Source organism: Acidisphaera sp. S103 (assembly GCF_009765975.1).
Classification (GTDB): Bacteria; Pseudomonadota; Alphaproteobacteria; order Acetobacterales; family Acetobacteraceae; genus Rhodopila.
Map to the genome: position 1 here is coordinate 29,063 of NZ_LMUJ01000082.1, position 25,660 is coordinate 54,722.

Genomic DNA, 25,660 nt, shown 5'->3' on the forward strand with positions numbered 1-25,660 from the left:
GCTGAGCGTCATCGTCGCCACCGTCACATGTGGCCAGAGCACGCCGTTGAAAATCAGGATCACAAGCTGTGAGTATTGCAACTGTAGATATGTCGAATGCTCCCAGTACGGCTCGAGCTCCACGACCGGCGGACATGGTTCCCCTTGCCCGTGATGCAGCGGTATCGGTGGCGGACCGGGGTTGCGCACCCATTCGATCCAGAAGGTTGCACTTGCCGAATAGACGAAGGCATTGGGGATCGGGGCCGCTTGAAAAGCCGAGGGAGCGGGTGATGTACCGGGGGCAGGCGGCGGGGTGCGGGTGGCGACCCCCAGGAACGGAATGTTGGTCACCGTCTCATACAGGCTGCCGATGCCCTCGGTTGGCTTACCATCCGCGGACAAAGTATCGGTGGTCAGATGGATTGTGATATGACCAAGTATTTCCTGGTGTTCTATCGCCTCCCGAAGCACGGAATTTGGATCGTTAATAAAGCCCTGGAAATGTCCTGGGTACGGGCCGCTGCTTAGGCCAGCCGGCGTCGGCATTGCCGTCACCAGTGTGTCGAGCCCGATATTGACCTCCGGGACGGGATGCTGGCCGCCGACAAGTGTAAGTGGCTGGATACCGAGGGCCGGCGGATTCGGCCCCGGAGGCGGCGGCGGCGGCTGAAGCGGCACCACTGGGTTCAGCGGAAACGAGGTGTTGGCAAGTCCCGGTGCGACTGCCCCTGGATAATTCGTAAAAGGCATGAGGTGGGGAATATGCGGCTTGCCAGCCTTCGGCGTATTGCCGGGGTTCGGCCCTTGCATCAGCACCGTGGTCCCATGCGGGATACTGCCCATCCGCACGATGGCATCCTTGTTCACGATCGGCGTGTCACCGACGGAAGGCTGCGAACTCGCCGGTACGCGCATGAACAATCCCGGTTCAATATGCAGCGCCTGACCTGCCGTCTGGGAATAGCCGTGCGGATGCACATGCGGAGAAGGCTTTGGATCGGCGTCACTCACCCGCTGCAGGTAATGCAGGCCGTACAGGCTGAGATCCTGCTGCGGGTCCACGCCGCGGTTCGGAACGACACCCGGAATGATGTGGAAATCAAAGCCGTCGTGCGTAAGGTTCAATTCGAGGAACCGTTTGGTCGCAACGTTCACCGGCTCCGACTTCTGGTTATGCGGGCGCCAGATCGCGTTGAAGCCAGGTCCCCTCCAACTGCCATTCAGGAAGGCGAGCGGGCCTAATTGCAAGGCCGTCGTCAGTGGTCCTTGCTGGAACCGGGGCGGCACGGGGGTGTATACCGGCGCGTCCGGGCGATCGTTCGACTTGTCTTGGGTCATTACGGTATCTCCTTATCCGAATCTCGGGGAAAGCAACGTTTCCGATTGGCAAAGAGGTATTGCTGCTGGCGCGCAGAATCAGCCAACAACTTGCGCTGTCCTTGAAGTCGCTTCACCAATTGAAGTGGAGGTGATTTTTCATTGTTGAAACGAAAAGCGAGTGTTTGGTACTTTCTTACCATCGCAAATGTCAACTAAAATGATTCGTCTGGAATTAAATGTCACACAGCGTCATCTTCGGCTTATGCCGGCGACCGTTGATGTTGATGCGGCGGCATCGTCTTGGGCCGGCGACGTTCGGGCCGTCTGGTCCAGAGCCTTACTGGGGCGGATGGCCCGGACTTCGCCGGGCCATGACGAATCGACTGAGGTTGGGCCATGACGAAGCGACTGAGGTTGGGCCATGACGAAGCGACTGAGGCTGGGCCATGACGAAGCGACTGAGGTTGGGCCATGACGAAGCGACTGAGGCTGGGCCATGACGAAGCGACTGAGGCTGGGCCGTGACGAATCAACTGAGGCTGGGCCGTGACGAATCAACTGAGGCTGGGCCGTGACGAATCAACTGAGGCTGGGCCGTGACGAATCGACTGAGGTTGGGCCATGACGAAACGACTGGGGCTAAGCCGTGACGAATCAACTGAGGCTGGGCCGTGACGAATCGACTGGCGCCGGACTCGTTGGGGAAGCCCTGTGCCAAGAATTCGGTTACACTACTTGGATTGGCACATCGTATGTTAGCCGACGGGCTGGGGACGCGAATTGCCAGACATGAAACACAAACGCACCGGGATGGGGATCGCGCGCCAGGATTTGGCGCAGGACCGCGCTTTCTGGCGCGATCTTCTGGCGCGGCGCACCGGTTTGGGCGGTCTGCCGGCGCATAGCGCGGGGGGTTACCGGAACCGTCGGTTCGCGATCATCCGGGATGCCGCGTGGATCACCTTGTATCGGGCGAGGCACCCGTTTCCGCAGGTGGGTGTGTTCCTCCGCTGCACCGGCCTTGCCGGCGAAGGCTTCTTCATGCTGGCCGATCGCGCCCGTCCGGAGATTGGGCCACGGCTCCAAGCAGAATTGGGTTCGGTGGCGGCGATGGAATGGGGCGTTTCCCACCACCCCGGGATGATCGACGTCGCGGCGATCCTGGCGGCTCCGCTGCCCTGGGACGACAGTGCGGCCGAACAGCAAATCACATGGATGCTTCGGGTCGGCGCCGCGTGGTGGCATTGTTTCGCATCCATGGCAGGCGGGCCGGTCGAAACCGGTCGCGCTTCATGAACGGTTTTCTGATTTGAAATGCAGAAACAACGAGCGTGTGTTCCGGCTCCGCCATCGTAACGAGCGGCGGAGCCGGGACACCGGAAGCGGTCGCCTACAGGTTTGCCTGGAAGTCGACGTAATCGCGCACTTTCCGATAGATCTGCAAACGGTTCCGTTGGCTGTCGGCCACGATGATTTCGTCGGTGGCCGGGTTGAAGTCCACGGCGGTCGGGAAACAGAACCGCCATAGCGGTTCCAGGTTCTTCGCTCGCCGGTATGCCTTCATCATGTCGGGGTTGGCGTCGATGCTCTGCTGGCCCCACTTGGACATCACCTGGGCGTCGCCCATGAGATTGGTCAGCGGATTTCCGTCCGCATCGAAGATGCTGATCCGGTGATTGCCCCAATCGGCGACATAGATGTCGCCATCGCTGTCCACGGCGACGTCGGTGGGATGGTTGAGCAGGCCCGCCTTGGGATATTCGTTCGCTCCGCCGCTTGAGACCCAGGGTCCCAGATACGTTACGGCGAAGGCGTTCGGCGGGACCGGAACCGTGCCGTATTCGCCGAACTTCATCAGGAACTTGCCTGATGGGGACAGCTTCTGCACGCGGTGATTCTTCCAGTCCGCGACGAAGATGTTGCCATCCTTGTCGAGGGTGATCCCCCACGGCTGATTGAATTCGCCGTCGCCGCTGCCGGCCTTGCCAACCTTGGCCACGAACTTCCCTTCCGGGGTGAAGACCTGCAGGCGGTTGTTGCCGCTGTCGACGACAATAACATTGCCGTTCTTTTCGCAGACCAGGCCGGCGGGTCGCAGCAGTTCGCCGTCGCCGCTGCCCGTCTTGCCCCACTTGCGAATGAATTTGCCGCTGCCGTCGAACACCGAGATGGTGTTGTCCCATTCGTCGGAGACGTACACATGATCGTTGCCGTCCACGGCGACGCCGAACGGCCAGGTTGAACGCCCTTCGCCTTCGCCGTGCTTGAAGAACTCGTCGAGCAGTTCCTCCTCGCCGGGCGCGCCGAGCCTTACTTTGTTGACGCGCATGCCGAAGTTGTTTTCGTTGCCTCGGTTGGCGACATAGATATCGCGGCCGGTGCCAAGGCACATCGTCTGCGGATAGTTGAATCCCGTGCCGGAGGCGGAACCACGCCCTACGGCATGGCTCCAGTCATAGGTCCGTCCACGCGCAACTGTTGTCAGGGGCATTTTTTTCTCCCGTCATATGCGATGTCGCCTGCCGTCATGCGGAAGGTTATTCGCTTGTTCTTTGCGGTCGATCCTCCCTCGTTCTCCTGGTCGGGGAACGAGGGAGACCGTCTGGTCAGTTCAGGAACGCCGGCTGCTCATAGGTGCCGTTGACGATCGGCACCGGATCCATGCCCATCCATTTGTCGAGGATCGTCGAGTAGATGCTACGGAAGTCCATGCTCGGGTTCAGATCGCCCTGCACGAGTTTTTCCGCCTTGAGCGACGGATATTCGCCGTAGTGTCCACCCTTGACCTTGTCACCGATCACGAACGTTGCGCCCGCGGCGCCGTGATCCGTTCCGGACCCGTTGTCGCGCACGCGGCGGCCGAATTCCGAGAACATCAGGATGATGACATTGTCAGAGGCGTCGTGCTCGCGGAGGTCGGCCATGAAGGCCTGGAGACCTTCCGTCACCTGCGTCCATAAGGTGCCGTGCAAGGGTTGTTGTCCCGCATGCGTATCGAAGCTGGCATGGTCGCAGTAGAAGATCCGGCTGCCGAGACCGGCGAAGTGTACCTGCGCGATACCCCGCAGCTTGCGGGCGATCGAGCTGTCCGGATACTTCACGGTGGATTTGTAGCGTTCCGGCGCCACCTTCAGGATATCCGCGCCCTTCAGGGAATCCAGGCCGGTGGTGCCGAGGTATTCCATCACGCCACTGCCGGGCTTCGGCTTGTACATGCGCGAGAAGCGCTCGAGGATTTTCAGGCGCTGCTCCGGCTCCTGGATGTTCGGCAGGAAGCCGTATTGCTCCAGCGGCCCGGCCACGCAGGCGACCGGAACGTCAGGGACCGACAGCGCCCGGAACAGCGTCGGGCCGAAACTGACGGTTGTAACCACGTTCTCTTTCTTGGGGTCGATCTCACGCGCGACACGGCCCAGCCAGCCTTCGGTGCCGACCTTGTCGGCCTCACAGGTGTGCCAGATGTCCATGGAGCGGAAGTGGGATCGCGGCGAATCGAGATAGCCCACGCCATGCATGATCGCGAGGTCGCCATCGTCCCAGAACTTTTTCAACGGTGCCAGGTACGGTGCGAAGCCGTAATCCTTGTCGATGTGCAGTATCTCGTTATCGCCTATGCTGACCGCCTTGCGGTTGTCGCGGTACAGCGGGTCGTTGTAGGGGACGACCGTGTTCAGATAGTCGTTCCCACCGGTCAGTTGGAGCACGACCAGCACGGGGTCTTTCTGCGTCGCCGACATTTCTGTTCCTCCTTGCCCGATACGGGTCATTTGTTAGGCGAATTGATACTCTCTGGTTGCCACGATCAGTTGCATCATTTCGGTCGCGCGTTTGGCGGCGGTGAGGGCATTGGCATCGCTGTCCCAGCTCAGCTTGCCCCATTCGTTCGCCTGTTCGGTCAGTTCCCGGCGCGTTTCGGGGTTGACCTCCACCGGGCCCAGCAGGTCCAGACAGCCGTCGACCAGTTGGTCCGGGCTCAGCACGCCCATGGCCTTCAGACGCTCGATCATGGCGTGCACGCCAGGTAGCGATGGATTGCCCACCTGTTCAGCCACGAAGTTGATGCGCGCCATCAGAGAGCCGCTGTTGATCCACTCGCGGCCGGTATGCCAGCCTTCCACGGATGGCGGATTGAGCAGGTCCTGCGCCATGTAGGAGGGCTGCATCGACAGTTCGCCATAGCCCGGTTTGGGCAGTTGATAGCCACCGACCAGGCGGAGTGTGCCCACAACCACCTCGGCGGGGGATTTCAGGTGCTGGTAGCGGGCTTTCTTGAAGAAGTCCGAATTGAACAGCACACGCAGGACGGGCTTGATGTCGTACTTGGCTTCCTTGAACGCGGCAGCCATTGCGTCGATGGCCTTCGGGTCGCGCGGCGGCTCCAGGTTCCAGGCGGGGACCTGTGGTTCATCGGCGACGAAGAAGTTGTACAGATGCCGGCAGACGAAGCGGGCGCAAGCGGGCTGCTTTACGACGATGTCGATGATGTCTTCGCCGTTGAGGTTGCCTTTTGTGCCAAGGAACTCCTTCATGCCGTCGTCGTGATCTTCGGGGCGGTACTCGAACTTCCAGGGGAACCGGCCATAGGGCAGGCGCGGGATCTTGGTCTCGAAGGTCCAGCCGGTGAAGGCGCGGGATGCTTCGCGGACATCCTTTTCCGTGTAGTTGCCGGCGCCCAGGCTGAACAGTTCGAGCAGTTCGCGGCCCCAGTTCTCGTTGACCGCGGTCCCATGGTTCTGGTTGTTATCCAGCCAGAAGATCATCGTGGGATTGCGGGCGATGGTGAGCAGCAGGTCGCGGTAGTTGGCCATGCCTTGATGCCGGAACAAATCGATCTGTTCCAGCAACTGGTCGTAGTTGTCGACCTTGGAGTTGCCGGTGGCGAAGACCTGGTGCCAGAACAGCGCCATCTTCTCTTCCAGCGGGCGCTGGGTGGTGACCAGGTAGTACATGTAGTTCACATTGCCCATCGGGGGCTGGCCGCCCGGCAGCAGCGCCGCTGGCTGATGGCGCAGCAGCACATAGGGATCGACGGGCGGCTGGGTCTCGGGGGCCAGCAGTTCCTCGACGGTGGCCTCGTAACCCTTGGCCACGCGGGCTTCGAGTTCGTCACGGCTGGCGCCAAACCCGGCCCGTCGCATCAGGTGGGCCATCAGGGCGATGTCGTCTTGCTTTGTCATTGTTGATCCTCCTTATTGCAGCCATGCGGCGATATGGATCACCGTCGTCGTTGGTATTCGCGATTTCGATCACGGTTATGTGAGCGCGCCGGGGCGGCGGGTGGTATCACCGCGAGAGGCGTCGTGTTCGTCCGGTTGGCCTGGCGTATGGTCGCGGCCGGTTTGGGTCCGGGGTGCGGTGACGGGCATTGGTCGGCAAGGCAATATGGAACGGGCGCGCTTTGCCTCGGCGAACCCTTGTTGGCCCGTTTGCCTTCATCCGCCGCAGACTGGCCAATGCCGCTGCGCGAAACGAATATTTCTCGGTCCCCAGCTTCCACAGCACCACCACCCCTTACCTGAGTGAGTTGGACGTGCGTCTAGCGGCACCGACGCTCGCAAAAGATGCGGCGGTCGTCAAGCACGCAACAGGCAGGTGAAGGTCCGGCGCCTGCCGGGGACGGTGCGACGGGCATCACGGAGGGGGGGGTGTCGTTCGGAACTTTTTCGTAATGGGTCCGGGTGCGTCAGGCTTCAGGAATTGATACGGGGCACTTTGAAGTACATCTGCAAATAGAAACGCTCCATGGGTTGCCCACGTTCGGAGGGATTCATGGTTCGTTGGTATCCGCAGCGTTAGACCTTCGCGCCCGCTTCAGGCGCCGGCACGGACGCCGAGGCAGGTTTTTAAGGCGGATTAGCGGGATGCAGATGGATGAAGAGGATTTGCGGTTTTGGGGGCCGGTCACCGAACGGATTGTTGGGTGTGGTTTTCGGGGTTGCCAGTGCGCTCGGTCATGGGTTGGTTGGGAAGGTCTACGAGTATGCCCTTGCGCTTGAGATGCGAAAGTCCGGGTGCAGCGGCGGGGGATCGCGGTCTTTTGCGACGAGGTGATTGTCGTCGTCGATGTCGCTCGCCGCGCTGATCCCTGGCCCGATCTGTGCGGCCACTCGTTCATCTCGGCAACTCGGTCTATGATATTGAGCGACGGCATGACGCCAGTCCGAGAGCCTTATCCACAGGGAAGAGAACCTATGTCCGAGACCCGTTTCCCCCCGCTGACCGCGGAACAGATGACAGACGAGCAGCGCACGGTCGTCGATGCGATCCAGGCGGGGCCGCGCGGCGCCGGCCTGCGGGGGCCGTTCAACGCCCTGGTGCGCAGCCCGGTGCTGTGCGACCTGGTGCAGCGCGTCGGCGCCTATGTGCGCTTCGGCAGCTCCATCCCGGCGCCGCTGAACGAGCTGGCGATCTGCATGGCCGGGCGCAAATGGGGTGCCCAGTACGAATTTTACGCGCATCGCCGGCTGGGTATCGATGCCGGCCTGAATCCGGCGATCCTGGATGCGGTGGCGGCGGGCCGCCGCCCGGCGGAGATGAGCGGCGACGAGACGATCGTGTATGAATTCGTGACCGACCTGCTGTCCACGGGTCAGGTGTCCGACGCGCGTTATGGCGCGGTGATGGATCGTTTCGGTGAGCGTGGGATCATGGATCTTGTGGGTGGCGTCGGCTACTACAGCCTGGTGTCGATGGTTTTGAACGTCGCGCAGGTGCCGTTGCCGGAAGGCGAGACGCCGCCGCTGAAGCCACTGTAGAACATAGTAGCTTCAGGTTGCAGACACCAACTGTAGCTTGCATGTTTGAGAGGGCGGGCCACGCCTGAACCGCTACGGGACTGACGCTTACGGACTACAGAATCAAATGGTTCTGTAGTCCGGCCAGAGTCAGGTTGCCGACTCCATCGAGTTGGGCGATGGCACTGCCGGCACCGCTGCCGCCCTTCACAACCGATATGATAGCGTTGTTGTTGGCGTCGGCGACTTTCAGGTAGTTGCCCAATGTCGCGGGCGCGAGATTCCAACCGGCCGCCTGAAGCGCCGCGGCGACGTTCAACGTATCACCATTGGTTGTTGAGAAACCGGCGATCTCATCGAAGCCCGAGCTGGCCAGCACGAACGTGTTGAGGCCAAGAGCGCCGCCAATAAAATTCATGCCGCTGCCGGCGTTGACGGTGTTGTCATAGCCACCGAGTATGATTGTGTCGTTACCCGACCCGGTCGTAACGACGGCAAGTCCTTGCTCCGCCGGCGCCGTACTGCCGGTCGGCACGGACGGGTTGCTGCCGGCAGGTGAGGTAAACACATCATCGTTGCCATTTCCGAGCGTAACCACGTCGCTGTAGCCGCCGGCCAGGACGACGAAGTTGCCGTTGCCGCCGGTAACGGTCGCATTGCCAATGCCGGCGTTGATATAGTCGGTCCCGGTCGTGGACCCGGCATGCACGACGTTGAAGTAACCACCCAGGGTAATGACGTTGCTCCCGTTGCCGACCGTCACCTGTGCATTTCCCTGCGGCCCGGTTACCGTGTTGTTGCCGTTCCCCAGGGTCACGACGTCGAAATAGCCGCTGAGCGAGATATTGTTGTTGCCGTTGCCGAGCGTCACAGAGGTATTGCCCAGTGCGCCGGAGATGGTGTTGTTCCCGTTGCCATTCGAGACAGTGACCGTCGCCTGGCCCAGTCCGGCGTAGATCACGTCGTTGCCGCCGTTGGCGTTGATCGTGTTGTTGTATCCATAAGCCGTGATCGTTTGACTTGCGCTGGTGCCGTTAATGATGGCGTTGCCAAATATCGAACCTGTGATGGGCGCACCGGTTGTCGTGTTACCCGTGGGCGCGGTTGCCGGCGCGGAGACGGTGTTGAAATAGCCCTGCAGATAGACCTTTGTCATGTCGGCATCGAGCTGGACCGAGGCGGTGCCCGACACGAGCGTGGTCAGTTGCTCATCATAAACAGTAAAGCTGACCGTATCTACTTCGTCGGACGTGACTTGTGCGGGTGCCTGATAGACGATTTCCTGTATGCCGTTCACCGTGACCAATGAAAGCGTGCCGCTGCCACCGGTTTGGGTAAGACTGAGTGTATCCCCTTGGCCCACCGGGAGTCACCGTGGCGATGACCGTTGCCTGGCCTTGCTCGATCACCGCGGGCGTAACGGAGGTGAGCGTTGGAGGCAGGGCGGACCCGAACGTGACGTCGATCGTGATGAAGGTATTGGTGTAATCGTTGAGATTTTCCCAGTTCACCCCCACGGAGGTGCTGCTGTAGGCAATATCCGACTGGGTCAGTCCCGCCATGTTGGTGCTGACCAACGTCGCACCGATAATCGGCGCGTCACCCGCCGGTCCGAAAAAAACCAGGCCATTGAAACTCGCCGCCGGAAAATAACTTCCATAGGCATCAGTGAAATTCGAAATCTCTATCTGTTCGACGTTACTTGAAACCTGGCTTACACTGAATGAGAAGTTACCAGTTGCATCCTCATAAGTCGTTCCATTGGCAGCAATCGTCTGGTATTCGTACGTACTGTCAAAGTCTGGATAGGCGTAAGCAAAACTCAGATTCTGTTCGTTCCACGTTTGATTGCTCATCTTGGGCATCCTGAAGTTTGATTATGCTTGCCTGCCTAGAAGTCGAACCATTGATGCGCGGTGTAGAGGGGAATTCGGACAATGCGTGCGGAGGCCGGTTCGCCGCGTAACGAGCGTCAACGCTGCCGCGAACCAACCGGCGCTGAGCCTGGAGCGTGACCGCTTCAGATTGAAGCGATCATGCTCTAGACTGTATCTTTGAGAGGGCGATTCACGTTTGAGGTTGCAATCAACCGCAAACGATCGCGCTCTAAACGGCCGGCACCGGCTGTTCGTCACGATGTCGGCGTGGGCCAGCTATCCAGATCTTGTTCGATGCTGCGAGGCATGGGCGGCGCGACTTCGGCCGTCATGACGATTTTGGTCGCAGCGATAACCCCACTTTTCCATTGGCATACTTCGGCAGCGTGGGCTTGCGACCCATCCAGGTAAATTTGTTACTAAGATGATATCGTACCGTAACATACCCATTTTGGTTACGATTGTGATGCACCCGGCGCCGATGATGGCGATCGAGCGAGCGGCGTCCGTCTCGCTGCCATGGCGATGAACTGCCGCTGCCACGCGTAAGACCGAGATTCGCCTTACGCGTTCCGGCGGGTACGGTTCGGTTACTTCGCAACAAGCCATAACCCGACGGCTGGCGCCGGGCCGTCACGGTTCGGCACGATCTGGAACCGTGAGGTCCTGGCGGACGCGATTGTCTAGTGTCCCGAATCTGAAGTTCGCCACAGCGGGCGAACTTCAGATTCGGGACACTAGCTCTTTGTTTGATCGCATGATTCACGCGCTCTGGGCGTCCCGCCCAGCGCGATCATGCGCTAGGACTGGGATTCGGGCGACAGCACGATGCAGGTCGAGTGGCCGTGGAGGATCTGCTCGCACGCCTGAACGGCGGTTTCGCGCGACATGCCGGTCATGCGGGCGCGCCACAGGACGGTGTGGCCCTGGTGGACGCTGGCGACAAACGGATGCGCAATCGCGAGTTCCACATGCGCGTGGTCCTGCGCGACCGACAGCGCGTTGTGCGCCTGTCCCTGATTGGCGAAGGCGCCGACCTGGATCGCCCACTGGCCGGGGCCAGCCGGACCACCGCGACGCGCCGGGGCGGCCTCGGCGGCGTTGGCCGAGGCGATCAGCCGGAATCCATGATGCGGTGGGGCGGGTGGCGGGGCGACCAGTGCGTATTGCTGAACAGCCATGCCGCCGCCGCGGCGCGGTGGTTCAGGAAGCTGTGCGACCTCCACCACCGAGCGTTGCGGCAAATGGCCGCCTCGTCCGGGCTTGGCGCGTGCCAGCATCACCGGGCGGCTGTAGCGTTTGCCGGGCGGGATATCGATCGGCAGTTGGTTCATCGCGAGTTGATCCGCCGCCGACGGGTTGTTCGGAGAGACGCCGCGCAGGTTGGGGCCGATCATCGCGACATAACGGCGGGTTTCATCCGGCAGCGGCTTTACATTCGCCAGATAGTCGTCCAACCGAGCGGGGCCGGCGTTGTAGGCGGCGAGGAAGCCGGGTGAGCCGTAGATGTCGTACATCTCCCGCATATAAGCGACGCCGGCCATGATGTTGTCGTGCGGATCGAACGGGTCGTCGCCCAGATTGTAGCGGTCCCGCAGCTCGTCGTAGGTTTGCGGCATCACCTGCATCAGGCCCATCGCGCCGGCGCCGGAGGTGATCAGGTCGCCGTTCTGGTATTCCTTGCCGCCGGATTCGACCCGCATGAGCGAACGAATCCAGACCTCCGGTATGTCGTACTTGGTGGCGGCCTCCTGAATATAGGGGCCCCAGGGGTCTTCCGGCGGTCCGGGCGGGGTGTAGTTGTGTTTGGCGTGGGCGACGTAGCGCGCGGATTCCTGGATCGCATCCTGGTGAGGCGCCGTACCGCAGGCGGCCAATGCGGCCAGCAGAGCAATGGCGCTGGCGGCACGGAGACGGCCGAGGGTGACAAGTCGATCCGGTGTGGTCATACCTATGCGTCTCCGTGGCGCGCGACAAACAGGATTCGACACGGCAAACGATCGATTGCCGCTTATCCAATCACTCAGGAACGTGGCTTAAGGCATTAAACGACTTCCATCTTTCAAGCAAGTCATGTCGGCATTGTGGCAAATTGGCATAAATGCCCGGGTTTCAGGGTATTTGACCGCCTCCGGCGAATTTTACCGGTCAGAAAGTGAATGCCGGTGTTGATCGCGTGGCTGGGATCGCGTGGGGCAAACCGGCAGCACGCGTGTGTTGTGCCGTCCCCCCGAATGGGCTATGCGCCCCGCGATATGAGCAGCGCCGTGACCACGATCGCCCCCACTTCGGAACTGATCCTGCGGGCGGATACGACTTTTGCCGTGCGCAACCGGTGGGCGATGGCCGATATCGTCGGTGGCGCACGGCTATGGCGCCTGGCCTTGACGCTGGGCTGGCTGGATATCCGGCTGCGCTATCGCGGATCCATGCTGGGGCCGTTCTGGCTGACCATTTCCACCGGCGTGATGGTTGGGGCGCTGGGGGTGCTGTACTCGACGCTCTTCAAGATCAACGTGCGGGAGTACCTGCCATTCCTGGCGTTGTCCCAGGTGTTGTGGGGCTTCCTCGCCGCCCTGGTGTCGGAAGCCTGCGCGGCGTTTACCGAGGCGGAAGGCGTCATCCGATCGGTGCGCATGCCGTTCTTCGTATTTTCCATACGGACCCTGATCCGCAATGCCATCGCATTGGCCCACAACATCGTGGTGATCGTCGTGGTGTTCGCGATTTTCTCAATCTGGCCGCATTGGGAAGGGCTGATGGCGATACCGGGCCTGCTGGTATGGTGCGTGGACGCGTTGGCGCTGACCTTGCTGCTGGGCGGGTTCTGCGCCCGGTTCCGCGACATTCAGCCGATCGTGAACAGCGTGATGCAGATTGCGTTCTTCATGACCCCGGTGATCTGGAAGCCGGATCAACTCGGGCCCAAGCGCATCGAGGAACTGGCACTCAATCCGTTCTTCGACCTGCTGGAGATCGTGCGCGGCCCAATACTGAATAGCCCCATCGCCACCACCACCTGGGTGGGCGCGATTGGCTTCAGCCTGGTTCTTTGCGTGATATCCTGGGCATTCTTCGTCCGCGCGCGCGGACGTGTCACGTTCTGGGTCTGAATCATGACTGCCAAAGCCATTATCGAAGTGGATAACCTGTCGGTCCTGTTTCCGCTGTACCACGCGGGATCGCGCAGCCTGAAAAAGATGGTCGTGGCCGCGGCGTCCGGCCGGCTGGCGAAAGACCAGCAGCAGCGGGTCGTGGTACGCGCGCTGAGCGATATCAACCTGCGCCTGGAAAGCGGCGACCGGCTTGGCCTGGTCGGGTCCAACGGGGCGGGGAAAACCACGCTGCTGCGCGTATTGGCCGGCATCTATGAGCCGGTTATCGGCCGGCTGCGGGTGAAAGGCAGCCTGAACGCGCTGCTGGATCCCAATCTGGGGATGAACATGGAACTGACGGGGCGGGAGAATATCCTGCTGCGCGGGCTGTACAATGGGTTGCCGCGGTCGGCCCTGCCTCGGCTGGAGGAAGACGTCGCCGATTTCGCCGAACTGTCCGACTTTATCGATCTGCCGGTGCGGATCTACTCGGCCGGCATGGTGGTGCGGCTGGGCTTCGCCCTGGCGACCTCGATCAAGCCGCAGATCCTGCTGATGGACGAGTGGTTCCTGGCGGGCGACGCTGTGTTCCTGGACAAGGCGAAACATCGCCTGGAGGCGATGGTCCGCGGGGCGGATATCCTGGTGCTGTCCAGCCACCAGGCGGAGATCGTCAAAAGCTGGTGCAGCCGGGTGCTGTGGCTGGACCAGGGCAAAGTGGTCGCCGACGGGCCGCCCGACGACGTGCTGGGCCAATACCTGGGTTCGGGACCGGAACAGCCGCTGGCGGCACTCGCGTAGGTTAAGGCAAGGGCTCTGCCCTTGACCCGCAAAGGGCCATTGGCCCTTTGATCCCGTTCAAGGGGCCTCGCCTTCCTTACCGCAGCGCTGCCTCCACGGCTGTGGCGATGCTGAACAGGCGGGGGTCGCCCATGGTTTCGCCCATCAGCATCAGGCCGACCGGGGCGTCGCCGGTTCGGTGGCATGGCAGGGAGATGGCGCAGCGGTCGAAGAAGTTGCCCAGGGCGGTGTTGCGCAGGACCAGCATGTTGATGTTGTTGTAGGCACGTTCGTCATCCAGGTCGGCGATACGCGGGGCGACGATCGGTACGGTGGGCATCAGCACGCAATCATAGGGCGCGGTGGCGCGGTCGAAGCTGGCGAGCAGGCGGGTGCGGGCGTTCAGCACGTCGATGTAATCGGCCGCGCTCATGTGCTCGCCGCGGGCGATGCGGACGCGGATGCGGGGGTCGTAACCGGAGCCTCTTGTGGCCAGCAGATGGCGGTGCCAGGCGTAGGCTTCCGACGCGGCCAGGCCGCCTTTGCCGTTGACGGTGGGCAGTTCAGCGAAGTCGGCGAAGCGGGTTTTCTCGATGCGGGCGCCGGCGGCGGACAGGGTGGACAGGGCCTGGTCGAACGTGGCGGCAACAGTGTCGTCCATGTTGTCGAGGACCATGTTGTCGGGGACGGCAAAGCGCAGGCCGTTCAGGGGCAGTGGGACGGGTGTGGTTGGGGTTTGGCCGGCGAGGATAGCGTCGATGGCGGCGCAGCAGGCGACGCTGGGGGCCAGCGGACCGACCGAGTCCAGGGACGGCGCTAGGGGCAGGACTCCGGTGATGGGGATGCGGCGGGCGGTGGGTTTGTAGCCGGTGACGCCGCAGAAGGCGGCGGGGATGCGGCAGGATCCGCCGGTGTCTGTGCCTAGGCCGGCGGCGGCCATGCCGTCGGCGACCGCGACGCCAGTGCCTGACGAACTGCCGCCGGGGATGCGCTTCGAGGCTCGATCCCAGGGGCTGGTGGGGGTGCCGTAGTGCGGGTTGATGCCCAGGCCGGAGAACGCGAACTCCGTCATGTTGACGCGGCCGACGGGGATGAAACCGGCGGCCAACATGCGGGCGACGACGGGGGCGTTGGCTTGTGCGACCGGGGCGTCGGCGAGGATCGCTGAGCCGGCGGGGGTGGGCTCGCCGGCGATGTCGAACAGGTCTTTCAGGGCGATGGGGATGCCGGCGTATTGGGTCGGGGCGCGGCCATGGGCGCGCAGTTGGTCGGCGGCGTCGGCCATGGTTCGGGCCTGGTCGGCGTGGATTTTGATGAAGGTTCTGCGGCCCTCGCCGTTGGGATCAGTGATTTTGGCCAGCGATTCCTCGATGAGGGTTCGGCTGGTGGTGGTTCCCCGCTCCAGGGCCTGGGCGAGTTCGTCGATCCTGCGCATGATGCCTCCCGCTGCGAATCAGAGGAGCATGCCATGACTGACACGCCTGCCAAACCCATCGTGTTAACTGGAGCCTCCGGCGCGCTGGGCCGCGTCCTGGTGAAATCGCTGGGGGCGCTGGGCTGGCGGCTGGTGCTGACCGATATCGCGCCGTTTCCGGATGCTGTGCCAGCGGGGTCTACGTTTACGAAGGCCGATTTGTCGGACGGAGTGGCGATCCTGCGCCTGGCGGAAGGCTGCGGGGCGATCATCCATCTGGGCGGGGTGTCGGTGGAGCGGCCGTTCGAAGAGGTCATCGGGCCGAATATCCGCGGGCTGTATCACATCTACGAAGCCGCTCGGCGGGAGAGGGCGCGGGTGATCTTCGCGTCGTCGAATCACTCGATCGGGTTTCATGAGCGGACGGAGAGTTTGCCGGCGGATACTCAGTTTTTGCCGGATGGGTATTACGGGCTGTCGAAGGCGTACGGCGAGCTGATGGGGCGGATGTACTGGTTCAAGCATGGGGTGGAGAGCGTGAACGTGCGCATCGGGTCGGCAACGGCCGAACCGGTGAATGCCCGGATGCTGGCGTCTTGGATGTCGTATCCGGATTTCTCGCGGCTGATGGAGCGGTGCGTGGTGACGCCCGCCGTTGGGCATGCGGTGATCTGGGGGGCGTCGGCGAATGCCCGGATGACGTGGTGGCGGGACGATGCGCGGGCGAAGCTGGGTTGGGTGCCGGTGGACAGCGCTGATCCGTTCGCCGGGCAGTTGGCCGGCGCGGTCAGCGGCGATCCGGTGGAGGAACAATATATGGGCGGGGCGTATTGCCGGATCGACTACACGCGCGGCGAGATGGCACCGGCCGGGTTGTTTGGAGGCAGCGATGACTGACGGCGTTCTGTATATCGGCAACAAACGGTATTCGTCGTGGTCGATGCGCGGCTGGCTGGCGGTTCGGCTGGCCGAACTGGACGTGGATGTGCGGTTGATCCCGTTCGAACGGCCTGGGCCGACAAAGGCGATCGCGGCATTGTCGCCGAACGGGCTGGTGCCGTTTCTGGAGCATAACGGTGCTCGTGTGTGGGAATCGATGGCGGTCTGCGATTACTGCGCGGAGGTCGCTCCAGGCTTGTGGCCGGCGGATCGGGTGGCTCGGGCACATGCTCGTTCGATCTCGGCGGAGATGCATGCGGGGTTCCGGGAATTGCGCATGGCGATGTGGATGAACTTGGGGCGGGATTTTTCCGGGCTGGGACGAACGCCGGGGGCGTTGGCGGATATTGCTCGTGTGGAGGCGCTGTGGGCGGAGACGCGGGCGCGGTTTGGGGGGGGCGGACCGTTCCTGTTCGGGGCGTCGTTCGGGGCGGCGGATGCGATGTATGCGCCGGTGGTGGCCAGGTTTCTGAGCTGGAAGCCGGAGGTTTCGGCAGAGACGTCGGCTTACTGTTCGGCTGTGCGGGCGCATCCTTTGGTGGCGGAATGGTATGACGACGCGGCGGCGGAGCCGGCTGAGTGGCTGGTGGAGGACTATGAGCGGGCGCCTGCGGGCTGATGCCTCCGAGGGGTCAACAGCCAGTAGGGGATGAGGCTGTCGCGGCGATTTGCGCCGTGATCAGTCGCATCCCCAAGGGGTGGGTGGCCACGTATGGCCAAGTGGCGGCGATGGCCGGGTTGCCGCGGCGCGCCAGGCTGGTCGGGCGTGTGCTTCAGGAGTTGGACCCAGCCATCAAAATCCCCTGGCATCGCGTGGTCAACGCGAAGGGCGAGGTGTCGTTCAGCCTGTCCCGCAATGGGGGTGATACCTTGCAGCAGCGGCTGTTGAAGGCGGAAGGCATCGAGTTCGATGACAAGAACCGGTTCAATTTGGAGCGGTTCCGGTGGTTGGATTAGGGGCCGGCCGGGATGCGACCTTTGCGGCCGCGCCTTCCGCCACCTGACGATCGAACTGGGCTTTGAAGTCCGCGATACCCAGCATCTGCACGCGCTGCATGTCGCTGTCGAGAAATTCGTAGAGGTCGCCGGTGACGTTCCGGTTGCTGAAGAAGACAATGGCCTCCTGATCGCCGGCGCCTTCTGTGTGCGGCTCGCCGTTTGCGGTGCCCTGGACGTAGCTTCCCGTTGGGCGGACTTCCTTGAAGTCACCGTTGGGGCGGTGGAAACGCAGTTCCCCCTGCAAGACGAACGTGATGTAGGGCGAATGATGTCGATGCAGCATGGCCTGCTTGTTCGGGGCAAATTTGAATATGACGTCCACGATACGGTTTGTTTCATCGACGGCGTAGACGTGGAACGCGACGTGTTCCAGCCAGTCGAGTGTGTACCAGGTGATGTTGCTGTCGTTGAACCCGTGCATCTTACCCTCCATCGGTTATGACTTGTTTAACAGACGGCTTTTGATCAAGTCGGCTGCGCCGCGATACCATGAATAGTTGGCGCCCATCCGTAGGCCGCTTTGCGCGGCGAAGGCCAGAGTGCCGGTGTGCGCGTCGTAGATCTGGAGCCGGACCACGTATTCCATGCGGCTGATCCGCGACACGACGCCAAGAAACGATTGGTCGGCGCCGAGTTGCCGAGCGATGGGGGCCTCGCAGCCGTTGCAGTCCCGTAGGGATCGATCTTGCACGGCTTTGCCGTCCGCCTGGCTCAGCGATTGGGCTGTTTTGTCCGCACCGGATGTATCGACGAGGTCGTAACGCCCGGATTGTTTGATGAGTTGCCGAACTTCCCCGGTTGCTTTGTTCAGTTGGGTGAGGTCGTCGGCGGGATCGCCTGCGACTCCCGCGCCGGCGCTGAAATCAGTGAACTCGAAGTCAAACACAGCGATCTTGATCGGGGCTGGGTCCGCTTTGGCGGACAACCCCGCGAGGATGCTGACGAGCAGGACGGGGAGCAATGCTCGTTTGTTTTTGAAGCGGCGCATGTGCCGGTCCTTGGGGAAGTGGCGGCCGAACACTGGATGATGCTGTCCGGTGGCGTAAACGGATCGGCACCCGGCAATGACCGGGCAATTTGCCCGATTTTCGGGGGTTCGCTTTCCATCCCCTGGTTCCGTCCCTACGATCATTGCCGCCCATGCGAAGGAATTCGCCCATGTGGATATTGCCGATCGACCTCAAACTTCGGCTTGGCCTGCGTGTCAGTGCCTTGGCGGCGTTGTGTTTTGTCGCTGCTCTGGCCTTCACCCTGTTCGAGACACACCGGGAGGCGCGACTGCAGGTGGATCGCATCGCGCGGACGGTCGCGTCGGCGGTGACGTTGCAGCAGGAGCAGACGCGCTGGATCAAAGGGGCGGTCGACGTGTCTTCCGGCCTCGAGGCGGCCGCGGCTGTGGTGATGGAACCGGGTTTGTGCATTTCCTATCGGTCGCCGAACGGCGAGACCCGGGAGCAACTGTGCAGTGGTTCTAATCCCGAGCAGAGTGGGGTGCCGGGGGTTTTTGCTGCTGTTTACTCGGGTATTTTCGATACGGATGTCCAATCGGTTCGGCCGGTGAGTCTTGCGGGCGCGCATTTGGGCGATGCGGTGGCGTCGATCACGCCGCAACGGCTGATCGGGCGAAGCTGGGACCAAACGAGCCATCTGGCGGTCGTCATGGCCACGGCGCTGCTTGCGCTGTGCGGATTCGTCTATTTGGCACTTGCGACGGCGTTACGACCGACGCGGGTTATCCGAACCGGACTGGAGCGCCTGGCAGCGGGCGATCTGTCGGCGCGGCTGCCGCCGTTCGATCTCGCAGAGCTTTCGGCCGTCGGGCATGTGTTCAACCAGCTTGCCGGCAGCCTTGAGGTGACGGTGGCGGAACGCAGTGCGCTGACGCGGCAACTGATCGCGGTGCAGGACGAGGAGCGTCGACGCCTCGCTCGGGAATTACATGACGAGTTTGGGCAATGTCTTGCGGCGATCGGCGCGGTTGCGGCATCGGCGGGACAGGTGGCGCAGGTGAGTTGCCCGGTTCTTGTGCCCGATTGCGGGAGCATCGGGCGGACGGCGGCGCATATGATGGAGGCGCTGCGCAACGCGCTGCTGCGATTGCGGCCGCCGGATGTCGGTGAGTTGGGTTTGGTTGCGAGCCTCGAGAGTCTTGTCTCGGGGTGGAACAGTGCCGGCGGCGGCCGGACGACGTTCCGTATCGAGTTGGACGGGGTCTTCGACGGGTTGCCGGAGGATTTCGCGGCGAATCTGTACAGGATCGCGCAGGAGGCTATTACCAATGCGGCGAAGCATGCGGAGGCTTCGTCCGTGGTGCTTCGGCTGCGCATGCAGGACGCCGATATCGAACTTTTTGTTGCGGATAATGGCAAAGCTGGCAACGGGGTTGCTGTTAAATCGGGGATGGGGCTGCTGGGGATGCGTGAGCGTGTCGCCGCGTTGGGCGGCAGCATTCGTTTCGATGCCCCCGGCCCCGGCGGTCTTCAGGTCCGAGCGGTCATTCCGGTACCGGTAGGTGAAACGAGGGTTGCCGCGTGAACGGCGATGCAACGATCATGTTGGTGGACGATCATATTATCGTTCGCGAAGGGTATCGGTCGTTGCTGCGGCGGCAGCCGGGTTTCGCAGTCGTTGCGGAGGCGAGCGACGGTTCGGAGGCCTATCGGCGGTACAAGGCGTTGCAGCCTGATCTGGTCATCATGGATCTGACCATGCCGGGGCTGGGTGGGATCGAGGCCATCAGGCGGATACGGCAATGGGATGGCCGGGCGCGGATCCTTGTGTTCACCATGCACCAGAGTGCTGCCTATGCGGTGCAGGCGATCCGAGCGGGGGCGAAGGGTTATGTAACCAAGAGCAGCGCGCCGGATGCGTTGGTGATGGCGGCTCGGGATGTGCTGGCGGGCAAGGTCGCGCTAAGTCCTGATATCGATCATGAGCTCGCGTTGAGCCGTATTGCCGATACGCCTGTTGCGACGGACGTGCTGGCGCCTCGGGAATTCGAGATCCTGCGCATGCTGCTGGCGGAACAAACGACAGAGGAAATCGCGAATATCCTGCATATCAGTCCGAAGACGGTGGCAAACACGCATTACCTTATCAAGAGCAAGCTTGGGGTTGTTTCGGATATCGAGCTTGTGCTGGTGGCGCTTCGGCAGGGGCTGTTGGGTGGGGTCGGCGGTGTGTAGGGCTTTGCTGGTCAGGTTACGGCATCCACGACCCGCACTCGGCCACGCGCGTCGGTCTTCGCATGTCCTCGGACCACGATATCCACGTCCTGCCCCAGCGCCGTCAGGCACCGCAGCAAGCGGTCGCTGGAAAATCCGGTCAGCCGCCCATTCATCAGTGCCGACACCTTGGGCTGGTCGAGTCCCATCAATGTGGCCGCCCGCGCCTGGGTCAGCTTCCGCCGCCCGACCGTCGTTCGGATGTGAGAGGCGAGTTGCGCTTTCGCGAGTTCTTCCTCCGGGTCCGCGACGCCGAGGTCGGCGAATACGTTTTCTGAACCGGGGGTTACCGTGATGTCGTGATCAGCCATCGTCCGTAATCCTCCCTCGCCTGTCGTAGGCGTTGTTCGATCAACGCGATTACATGACGGGGTGTTGCGATGCCGCTTTTCGATTTCTTCTGAAAGGCATGCAGCACATAGACGACACCGCTGAATCGCACAGTATAAACGGCCCGATAGGTATCTCCGTCGTAGTCATCCACAACCTCCAGCACGCCAGCGCCGCCGAAACCCAGGAGCGGCTTGGCCCACGCTGCTTTCCCACCGAGTTGCGCATCCCATAAGGCACCGCCGACCCGCAAACGCACCGGTTCTGGGAAATCGCGCACATCCTCCCGGCTGGATCCAATCCAACGAACCGGCTTTGGGGTGCCATCCATGGCTGGATATTCAACCCATGCCATATATGGCATATAACCGAGTCGAAGGCCAGGGGTGACGGGAGACGGACGGGTGATTTCGGCAGGGGCACATCATCCCCAATCAGATAGAACCGAACTGTTAATCGAACGCTAACGGTTTCCCGAATGGCAACGTGATGCTCCAGCCGAACAATCGGCTTAGACGGTTTGTCCCCCTGCCCTGCCCGCCCGGCGCGTCTGGTCCAGGCCCAGCAGCACGACGAACAGCGCGGCGCACAGGCCGGGGGCGCCGAGGGCGAGGTAGATGGTGTCGATGGTCCAGTGTTGGCCGACCAGCATGGCGACCACCAGCGGGCCGGTGAAGGATCCGAAGCGGCCGGCGGTGGTGGCCCAGCCTACGCCGGAGGAGCGGATGGCGGTCGGGTAGAACACCGCGGCCAGCGCGATCAGGCCGGAACTGCCGGCGCCCAGCAGGAAGCCGCCCAGGCCTTGCAGCAAGGTCACCAGGCCGAAGGATGGGGCAGCGTAGCCGACGGCGCCGAACGCCAGTGCGCTGAGGGCCAGCAGGATCGTGAGCACTCGGTACGGGCCGGACACGGCGATCACCCAGCCGACGATCAACGTGCCGATCACGCTGCCGCCGTTGTAGGCCGCCATGACGATGCCGGGCTGGCCGGCGCCCAGGCCGGCGGCGTTCAGCAGTGTCGGGCTCCACGCGGAATTCGTCACAAGCATCAGGAAAGCCATGAAATAGGGCACCCATAGCAGCAGCGTGCCGGTGGCTCGGCCGCCGGTGAACAGGTGGCGCACGGGAAGGCCGGGTAGTCGTTCTTCATCCAGGACGAAGGTGTTGGTCGTTTCGGTGACGGCTTGCGGGCTGATTTGGCGGATGATGCGGCGGATGGCCTCGGGTGGGGCGTTGCTGGTGACGAGGAAGCCTAGGGATTCCGGTAGGGCGACGGTCAGGGCGGCGGTCACGGCGAGGGGGGCGAGGCCGCCGATGTAGAACAGGGATTGCCAGCCGGCGGTGGGGATCAGGACGGAGGCGAGAAGGCCGCCGACGACGCCGCCGAAGGGGAAGCCGGCCCACAGCACGGTGACCAGCAGGGTGCGCAGGCGGTGGGGGACGTATTCGGAGGCCATGCTGATGAAGCTGGGCATGGCGCCGCCTAGGCCTACTCCGGCGAAGAAACGAATGGTCAGGAGGGCGCTGAAGGTGGTGGCGAGGGCGGTGGCGATGGTGAAGAGGCCGAAGATCAGGGTGCTGGCGACCAGGATGCGCTTGCGGCCGAGGCGGTCGGCCATTGGACCGAGGATGAAGGCTCCGAGCATGAGGCCGAGAAGGGCGGCGCTGAAGACGGCGCCGAAGGCTCGGGAGGCGACGTGGAGGACGCGGGCGATGGAGGGGGCGGCCAGGCCGATCATCTGGAGGTCCATGCCGTCGAGCAGGGCGACCAGGCCGCAGAGGATGAGGACGCGGATTTGCAGGGGGCTGAGCGGGTGGTCGTCGATCAGGCGAGTGACGTTGACTCGGTCGGGCTGTTCCATTGGTTGTTTCCTTGACAGCTTGTCCTGCCAAGCAGGTTCGGGGGCGTAATGTCAAGGTGGTGGACGGTGGGGCACCTGGCCGTCGTTATGGGTGCCTTCGCTTGGACACACCGAAGGCGTGGATGCTGACCTTCGTCAGCATGACGAGGGGTTGGGGCGGAGGGAGTGAGCGGCGACCGAACGGGCTAGACGGCTTCGTCCAGGTCCTCGCCCCACATTTTTTCCAGGGCGTACATCGTGCGGGCGTCCGGCTTGAACAGGTGGATGACGATGTCGCCGGCGTCGATCAGGACCCAGTCGGAGCCGCCCATGCCCTCGATCTGGACGCGTTTCAGGCCGGCTTCCTTCAGTTTTTCGCTAAGATGCTGGGCCATCGCGGTGATCTGGCGGTCGGCGAGGCCGGAGGCGATCACCATGCGGTCGCAGAACATCGCCTTGCCGGCGAGGTCCATGGTGACGATGTTCTCGGCCTTGTCGTCGTCCAGGCTGGTGACGATGATCTTTTGCAGGCGGTCCAGTTCCGACGCCTCGGTTTTCGGCTTCTTCGCGCGTGTGCCGGCGGCGGCTTTTTTGGGGCCGGCGGCGATCGTCTTCTTGCGGGGGCTGCCCGGGACGACGCCAGCCTCCGGCAGTTTCGGCTTGACGGCGCTTTTGCGCGGCGCCGGTTTGTGCCGCGCGGGGGAGGACGAAACGGTGGGCGTCTTGGTTATGACACAGGTCCTTTGGCGGCTTGTCTGATCGCGGTGGCGGACACGACGGTTTGCCGGGTCGGCAGGAAGACCCAGCCCGGTTCGGCTCCCGGCAGCACAGGGGCTTCCCTGGCCGGCCGGCGGCTTGCCCGTAGCCGATACGCGGCCTGTCCCGCAAGCGCGCGATGCGTATAGCTGGGGCGAGGCAGTACCACGAAGGGCAGATGCCGCACGATATCGGTCCAGCGCCGCCAGCGCGGAAGCTGCTCCAGGATGTCGGCACCCATGATCCAGACGAACCGCACGTTGGGGAAGCGGTGTGTCAATTGGCGTAGCGTATCAACGGTGTAGCGGGTGCGGAATACCGCCTCGATCCCGCTGGCGAGCATGCGGCGCCCGTCGGCGAGGCGGGCGGCGCCGGCCAGGCGGTCGGCGAAGGGGGCCATGCCGTGGGTGGGCTTCAGGGGGTTGCCGGGGGACACCAGCAGCCAGACCTGGTTCAGCCGCAGCCGGCGCATCGCCAGTTCGGCGACGTGGCGATGGCCGGCATGTGCGGGATTGAACGATCCGCCCAGCAGGCCGACGCGCGTCCGGCGCCGGTCGCCGAAGCGGGGGATCGGGTCGTTCACCGCTTACGGCCCGAGCACGCACTGGAAGGCGTGGATGGCGGGCCTTCGCCAGCCATGACGATGGGAGGCCGACGCCCTGTGTTGCCGGTTCGATTATTCCACATCGGGCCCTTAGGGGCGCACCTGACCTGTGCCGAGGACGAGGTAGCGGTACGTCGTCAACTGCTCCAACCCCACCGGGCCGCGGGCGTGGATGTGGCCGGTGGCGATGCCGATCTCGGCGCCGAAGCCGAATTCGCCGCCGTCGCAGAACTGGGTGGAGGCGTTCCAGAGGGCGACGGCGCTGTCCACGCCACGCAGGAAGGCGTGGGCGGCGGCGGCGTCTTCGGTGACGATGGCGTCGGTGTGCTCGCTGCCGTGGGCGGCGATGTGGGCCAGGGCGGAGTCAACGCCGTCGACGACGGCGACGGACAGGATGGAGTCCAGCCATTCGGTGTCGAAGTCGGCCGCATTCGCCGCCGGCAGAGAGGGGACGATGTCGCGGGCGGCAGCGTCGGCTCGGAAGTCGCAGCCTTGGGCGCGCAGGTCTTCGATTAGTAGCGGCAGCAGCGACGGGGCGATGGTGCGGTCGATCAGCAGGGTCTCGGTGGCGCCGCAGACGCCGGTGCGGCGCATCTTGGCGTTGGCGAGGATCTTGCGGGCCATGGCGGGGTCGGCGGCGGCGTGGATGTAGGTGTGGTTCAGGCCCTCGGCGTGGGCGAGAACGGGCACGCGGGCCTCGCGCTGGACGCGTTCGACCAGGGATTTGCCGCCGCGGGGGATGATCAGGTCCAGCAGCCCTGCCCCGGCCAGCATGGCGGCGACATAGGACCGGTCGGCATTGGGGGCGACCTGGATGCAGGCTTCCGGCAGGCCGGACGCGGCGAGGCCCCGGCGTAGGGCCACGTTGATCGCCTGGGCGCTATGCTGGCTGTCGGACCCGCCGCGCAGGATCACCGCGTTGCCGGATTTCAGGCACAACGCGGAGGCGTCGGCGCCGACATTGGGACGGCTTTCGTAGATCATGCCGATCACGCCGATCGGCTGGGCGATGCGCTGGATACGCAGGCCGTTCGGGCGGGTCCACTCGCTGAGCGTGTGGTTCAGCGGGTCCGGCAGTTCGGCGACGTCCTCCAGGCCGCGGGCCATGGCCTCGACACGGGCTTCGGTCAGGGTCAGGCGGTCGAGGAAGGCGGCGGTGCCCTTGTAGGCCGCGACGTCGGTGTGGTTGGCGGCCAGGATGTCGCGCATGCCGTCGCGCAGGGCGTCGGCCATCGTGGCCAGCGCGCCGTTGCGGGTGGCCGCGCTGCTGCGCGCCAGGACGCGGCTGGCGGTTCGGGCGGCCCGCGCGGCGGCCTTCAGGTGTTCGGTGGCTTCCATCGTGGCAATGTGCCCAAGAAACAGTCGGGTTTCCAGTGCGGTATGCCACGTTTACGTTGACCCGGCCATGTCCTGTGTGCTGGCCTGTCGGCAAAACAGGGAGGCTGACAATGAACGCACCCGTTTCCGTCGATGCCTACAGCTTGCCGTTGGAGCGCTTCGACGTCTCCGATCCTCGGTTGTACCAGGATGATACGTGGCATCCCTACTTCGAACGGCTGCGGCGGGAAGACCCGATCCATTATGTGCCGGACAGTCCTTACGGGCCGTATTGGGCGGTGTCGAAATACAAGGACATCATGCACTGCGAGGTGAACCACGCGGTGTTCTCCAACGAGATCGGCGGCATTCAGATCGAGGACCAGCCGAAGGATATGGCTCGTCCCAGCTTCATCCGGATGGACCCGCCTCGGCATGACGACCAGCGC

25 protein-coding genes and 1 pseudogene are annotated in these 25,660 nt (G+C 63.2%); 10 read left to right on the forward strand and 16 right to left on the reverse strand.

Going from position 1 to position 25,660, the window contains the following annotated elements; translation table 11 throughout:
• Positions 1-1,320 (reverse strand): heme-binding protein (locus GSQ89_RS27575; RefSeq protein WP_158931337.1); only part of this gene is annotated, 1,320 nt, incomplete at its 3' end.
• 771 nt (positions 1,321-2,091) lie between these two features.
• On the opposite strand from GSQ89_RS27575, the gene GSQ89_RS27580 reads away from it, so the two are divergent.
• Entirely contained in the window at positions 2,092-2,598 is a 507-nt protein-coding gene (locus tag GSQ89_RS27580; RefSeq protein WP_158931339.1) for a hypothetical protein, read from the forward strand.
• A 94-nt stretch (positions 2,599-2,692) separates the two neighbouring features.
• Here the strand turns inward: GSQ89_RS27580 and GSQ89_RS27585 are convergent, their stop codons facing one another.
• From GSQ89_RS27585 to GSQ89_RS27595, 3 genes are all read right to left on the reverse strand, one after another.
• Complete coding sequence (locus tag GSQ89_RS27585; RefSeq protein ID WP_158931341.1) at positions 2,693-3,793, reverse strand: NHL repeat-containing protein; 1,101 nt, start codon at positions 3,791-3,793, stop codon at positions 2,693-2,695.
• Positions 3,794-3,908: 115 nt separating this feature from the next.
• Positions 3,909-5,039, reverse strand: a complete 1,131-nt coding sequence (locus GSQ89_RS27590; protein ID WP_158931342.1) for a DUF1501 domain-containing protein — start codon at positions 5,037-5,039, stop codon at positions 3,909-3,911.
• 33 nt (positions 5,040-5,072) lie between these two features.
• On the reverse strand, positions 5,073-6,452 hold the full coding sequence (locus GSQ89_RS27595) for a DUF1800 family protein (RefSeq protein ID WP_254073399.1): 1,380 nt from the start codon (positions 6,450-6,452) through the stop codon (positions 5,073-5,075).
• A gap of 1,041 nt (positions 6,453-7,493) precedes the next feature.
• Here GSQ89_RS27595 and GSQ89_RS27600 point away from each other — a divergent pair.
• Entirely contained in the window at positions 7,494-8,057 is a 564-nt protein-coding gene (locus GSQ89_RS27600) for a carboxymuconolactone decarboxylase family protein (RefSeq protein WP_158931346.1), read from the forward strand.
• Positions 8,058-8,151: 94 nt separating this feature from the next.
• Here GSQ89_RS27600 and GSQ89_RS27605 read toward each other — a convergent pair whose 3' ends face one another.
• The 3 genes from GSQ89_RS27605 to GSQ89_RS27615 all read right to left on the reverse strand — a co-directional run bounded on the left by GSQ89_RS27605 (position 8,152) and on the right by GSQ89_RS27615 (position 11,862).
• Entirely contained in the window at positions 8,152-9,333 is a 1,182-nt protein-coding gene (locus GSQ89_RS27605) for a calcium-binding protein (protein ID WP_158931347.1), read from the reverse strand.
• Positions 9,248-9,892, reverse strand: coding sequence for a hypothetical protein (locus GSQ89_RS27610; RefSeq protein WP_158931348.1), 645 nt, complete (start codon positions 9,890-9,892; stop codon positions 9,248-9,250). The genes GSQ89_RS27605 and GSQ89_RS27610 overlap by 86 nt, the downstream gene beginning before the upstream one ends.
• 821 nt (positions 9,893-10,713) lie before the next feature.
• Positions 10,714-11,862, reverse strand: coding sequence for a lytic transglycosylase domain-containing protein (locus GSQ89_RS27615; RefSeq protein WP_158931349.1), 1,149 nt, complete (start codon positions 11,860-11,862; stop codon positions 10,714-10,716).
• Positions 11,863-12,180: 318 nt separating this feature from the next.
• Between GSQ89_RS27615 and GSQ89_RS27620 the strand changes: the two genes are divergently transcribed.
• Both GSQ89_RS27620 and GSQ89_RS27625 read left to right on the forward strand, forming a co-directional pair.
• The gene (locus tag GSQ89_RS27620; RefSeq protein ID WP_158931350.1) at positions 12,181-13,026 is read left to right on the forward strand and encodes an ABC transporter permease; all 846 of its coding nucleotides are present in this window, start codon (positions 12,181-12,183) and stop codon (positions 13,024-13,026) included.
• A gap of 3 nt (positions 13,027-13,029) precedes the next feature.
• The gene (locus GSQ89_RS27625; protein WP_158931351.1) at positions 13,030-13,809 is read left to right on the forward strand and encodes an ABC transporter ATP-binding protein; all 780 of its coding nucleotides are present in this window, start codon (positions 13,030-13,032) and stop codon (positions 13,807-13,809) included.
• Between the two features lie 76 nt (positions 13,810-13,885).
• On the opposite strand, the gene GSQ89_RS27630 is transcribed toward GSQ89_RS27625, so the two are convergent.
• Positions 13,886-15,223, reverse strand: coding sequence for an amidase (locus GSQ89_RS27630; protein WP_158931352.1), 1,338 nt, complete (start codon positions 15,221-15,223; stop codon positions 13,886-13,888).
• A 33-nt stretch (positions 15,224-15,256) separates the two neighbouring features.
• Between GSQ89_RS27630 and GSQ89_RS27635 the strand changes: the two genes are divergently transcribed.
• Genes GSQ89_RS27635 through GSQ89_RS27645 form a run of 3 tightly spaced genes read left to right on the forward strand, consistent with a single transcriptional unit; the run spans position 15,257 to position 17,098 of the window.
• Positions 15,257-16,099: an NAD(P)-dependent oxidoreductase gene (locus GSQ89_RS27635; protein WP_158931353.1), complete on the forward strand. Its 843-nt coding sequence runs from the start codon at positions 15,257-15,259 to the stop codon at positions 16,097-16,099.
• Positions 16,092-16,760 (forward strand): glutathione S-transferase family protein, encoded by a 669-nt coding sequence (locus GSQ89_RS27640; protein ID WP_158931354.1) that lies wholly within the window; start codon positions 16,092-16,094, stop codon positions 16,758-16,760. The genes GSQ89_RS27635 and GSQ89_RS27640 overlap by 8 nt, the downstream gene beginning before the upstream one ends.
• Positions 16,761-16,816: 56 nt before the next feature.
• Positions 16,817-17,098 (forward strand): MGMT family protein, encoded by a 282-nt coding sequence (locus tag GSQ89_RS27645; protein WP_216856434.1) that lies wholly within the window; start codon positions 16,817-16,819, stop codon positions 17,096-17,098.
• Here GSQ89_RS27645 and GSQ89_RS27650 read toward each other — a convergent pair.
• Together GSQ89_RS27650 and GSQ89_RS27655 are read right to left on the reverse strand one after the other, a co-directional pair.
• Complete coding sequence (locus GSQ89_RS27650; RefSeq protein WP_158931356.1) at positions 17,067-17,561, reverse strand: regulator; 495 nt, start codon at positions 17,559-17,561, stop codon at positions 17,067-17,069. The genes GSQ89_RS27645 and GSQ89_RS27650 overlap by 32 nt on opposite strands.
• A 15-nt stretch (positions 17,562-17,576) precedes the next feature.
• Positions 17,577-18,128 (reverse strand): DUF3280 domain-containing protein, encoded by a 552-nt coding sequence (locus tag GSQ89_RS27655; protein ID WP_158931357.1) that lies wholly within the window; start codon positions 18,126-18,128, stop codon positions 17,577-17,579.
• 170 nt (positions 18,129-18,298) lie between these two features.
• Here GSQ89_RS27655 and GSQ89_RS27660 point away from each other — a divergent pair, with 170 nt between their 5' ends.
• Positions 18,299-19,675 (forward strand): sensor histidine kinase, encoded by a 1,377-nt coding sequence (locus GSQ89_RS27660; protein ID WP_158931358.1) that lies wholly within the window; start codon positions 18,299-18,301, stop codon positions 19,673-19,675.
• Positions 19,672-20,325, forward strand: coding sequence for a response regulator transcription factor (locus GSQ89_RS27665; RefSeq protein WP_216856435.1), 654 nt, complete (start codon positions 19,672-19,674; stop codon positions 20,323-20,325). The genes GSQ89_RS27660 and GSQ89_RS27665 overlap by 4 nt, the downstream gene beginning before the upstream one ends.
• An 11-nt stretch (positions 20,326-20,336) precedes the next feature.
• Here GSQ89_RS27665 and GSQ89_RS27670 read toward each other — a convergent pair whose 3' ends face one another.
• The 6 genes from GSQ89_RS27670 to GSQ89_RS27695 all read right to left on the reverse strand — a co-directional run bounded on the left by GSQ89_RS27670 (position 20,337) and on the right by GSQ89_RS27695 (position 25,232).
• Positions 20,337-20,675 carry a helix-turn-helix domain-containing protein gene (locus GSQ89_RS27670; protein WP_158931359.1) on the reverse strand — a complete coding sequence of 113 codons (339 nt, stop codon included), beginning with the start codon at positions 20,673-20,675 and terminating at the stop codon, positions 20,337-20,339.
• On the reverse strand, positions 20,651-20,974 hold the full coding sequence (locus GSQ89_RS27675) for a type II toxin-antitoxin system RelE/ParE family toxin (protein WP_254073400.1): 324 nt from the start codon (positions 20,972-20,974) through the stop codon (positions 20,651-20,653). The genes GSQ89_RS27670 and GSQ89_RS27675 overlap by 25 nt, the downstream gene beginning before the upstream one ends.
• A 231-nt stretch (positions 20,975-21,205) precedes the next feature.
• Positions 21,206-22,555, reverse strand: coding sequence for an MFS transporter (locus GSQ89_RS27680; protein ID WP_158931361.1), 1,350 nt, complete (start codon positions 22,553-22,555; stop codon positions 21,206-21,208).
• Between the two features lie 185 nt (positions 22,556-22,740).
• Positions 22,741-23,187 (reverse strand): ribosome silencing factor, encoded by a 447-nt coding sequence (rsfS, locus tag GSQ89_RS27685; RefSeq protein ID WP_158931369.1) that lies wholly within the window; start codon positions 23,185-23,187, stop codon positions 22,741-22,743.
• A 74-nt stretch (positions 23,188-23,261) separates the two neighbouring features.
• A complete protein-coding gene (locus tag GSQ89_RS27690; RefSeq protein ID WP_158931362.1) occupies positions 23,262-23,873 on the reverse strand; it encodes a nicotinate-nucleotide adenylyltransferase in 612 nt (203 codons plus the stop codon).
• Between the two features lie 111 nt (positions 23,874-23,984).
• Positions 23,985-25,232, reverse strand: coding sequence for a glutamate-5-semialdehyde dehydrogenase (locus tag GSQ89_RS27695; protein ID WP_158931363.1), 1,248 nt, complete (start codon positions 25,230-25,232; stop codon positions 23,985-23,987).
• 110 nt (positions 25,233-25,342) lie between these two features.
• Here GSQ89_RS27695 and GSQ89_RS27700 point away from each other — a divergent pair.
• A pseudogene (locus GSQ89_RS27700) lies at positions 25,343-25,660 on the forward strand (cytochrome P450); the annotation flags it as partial.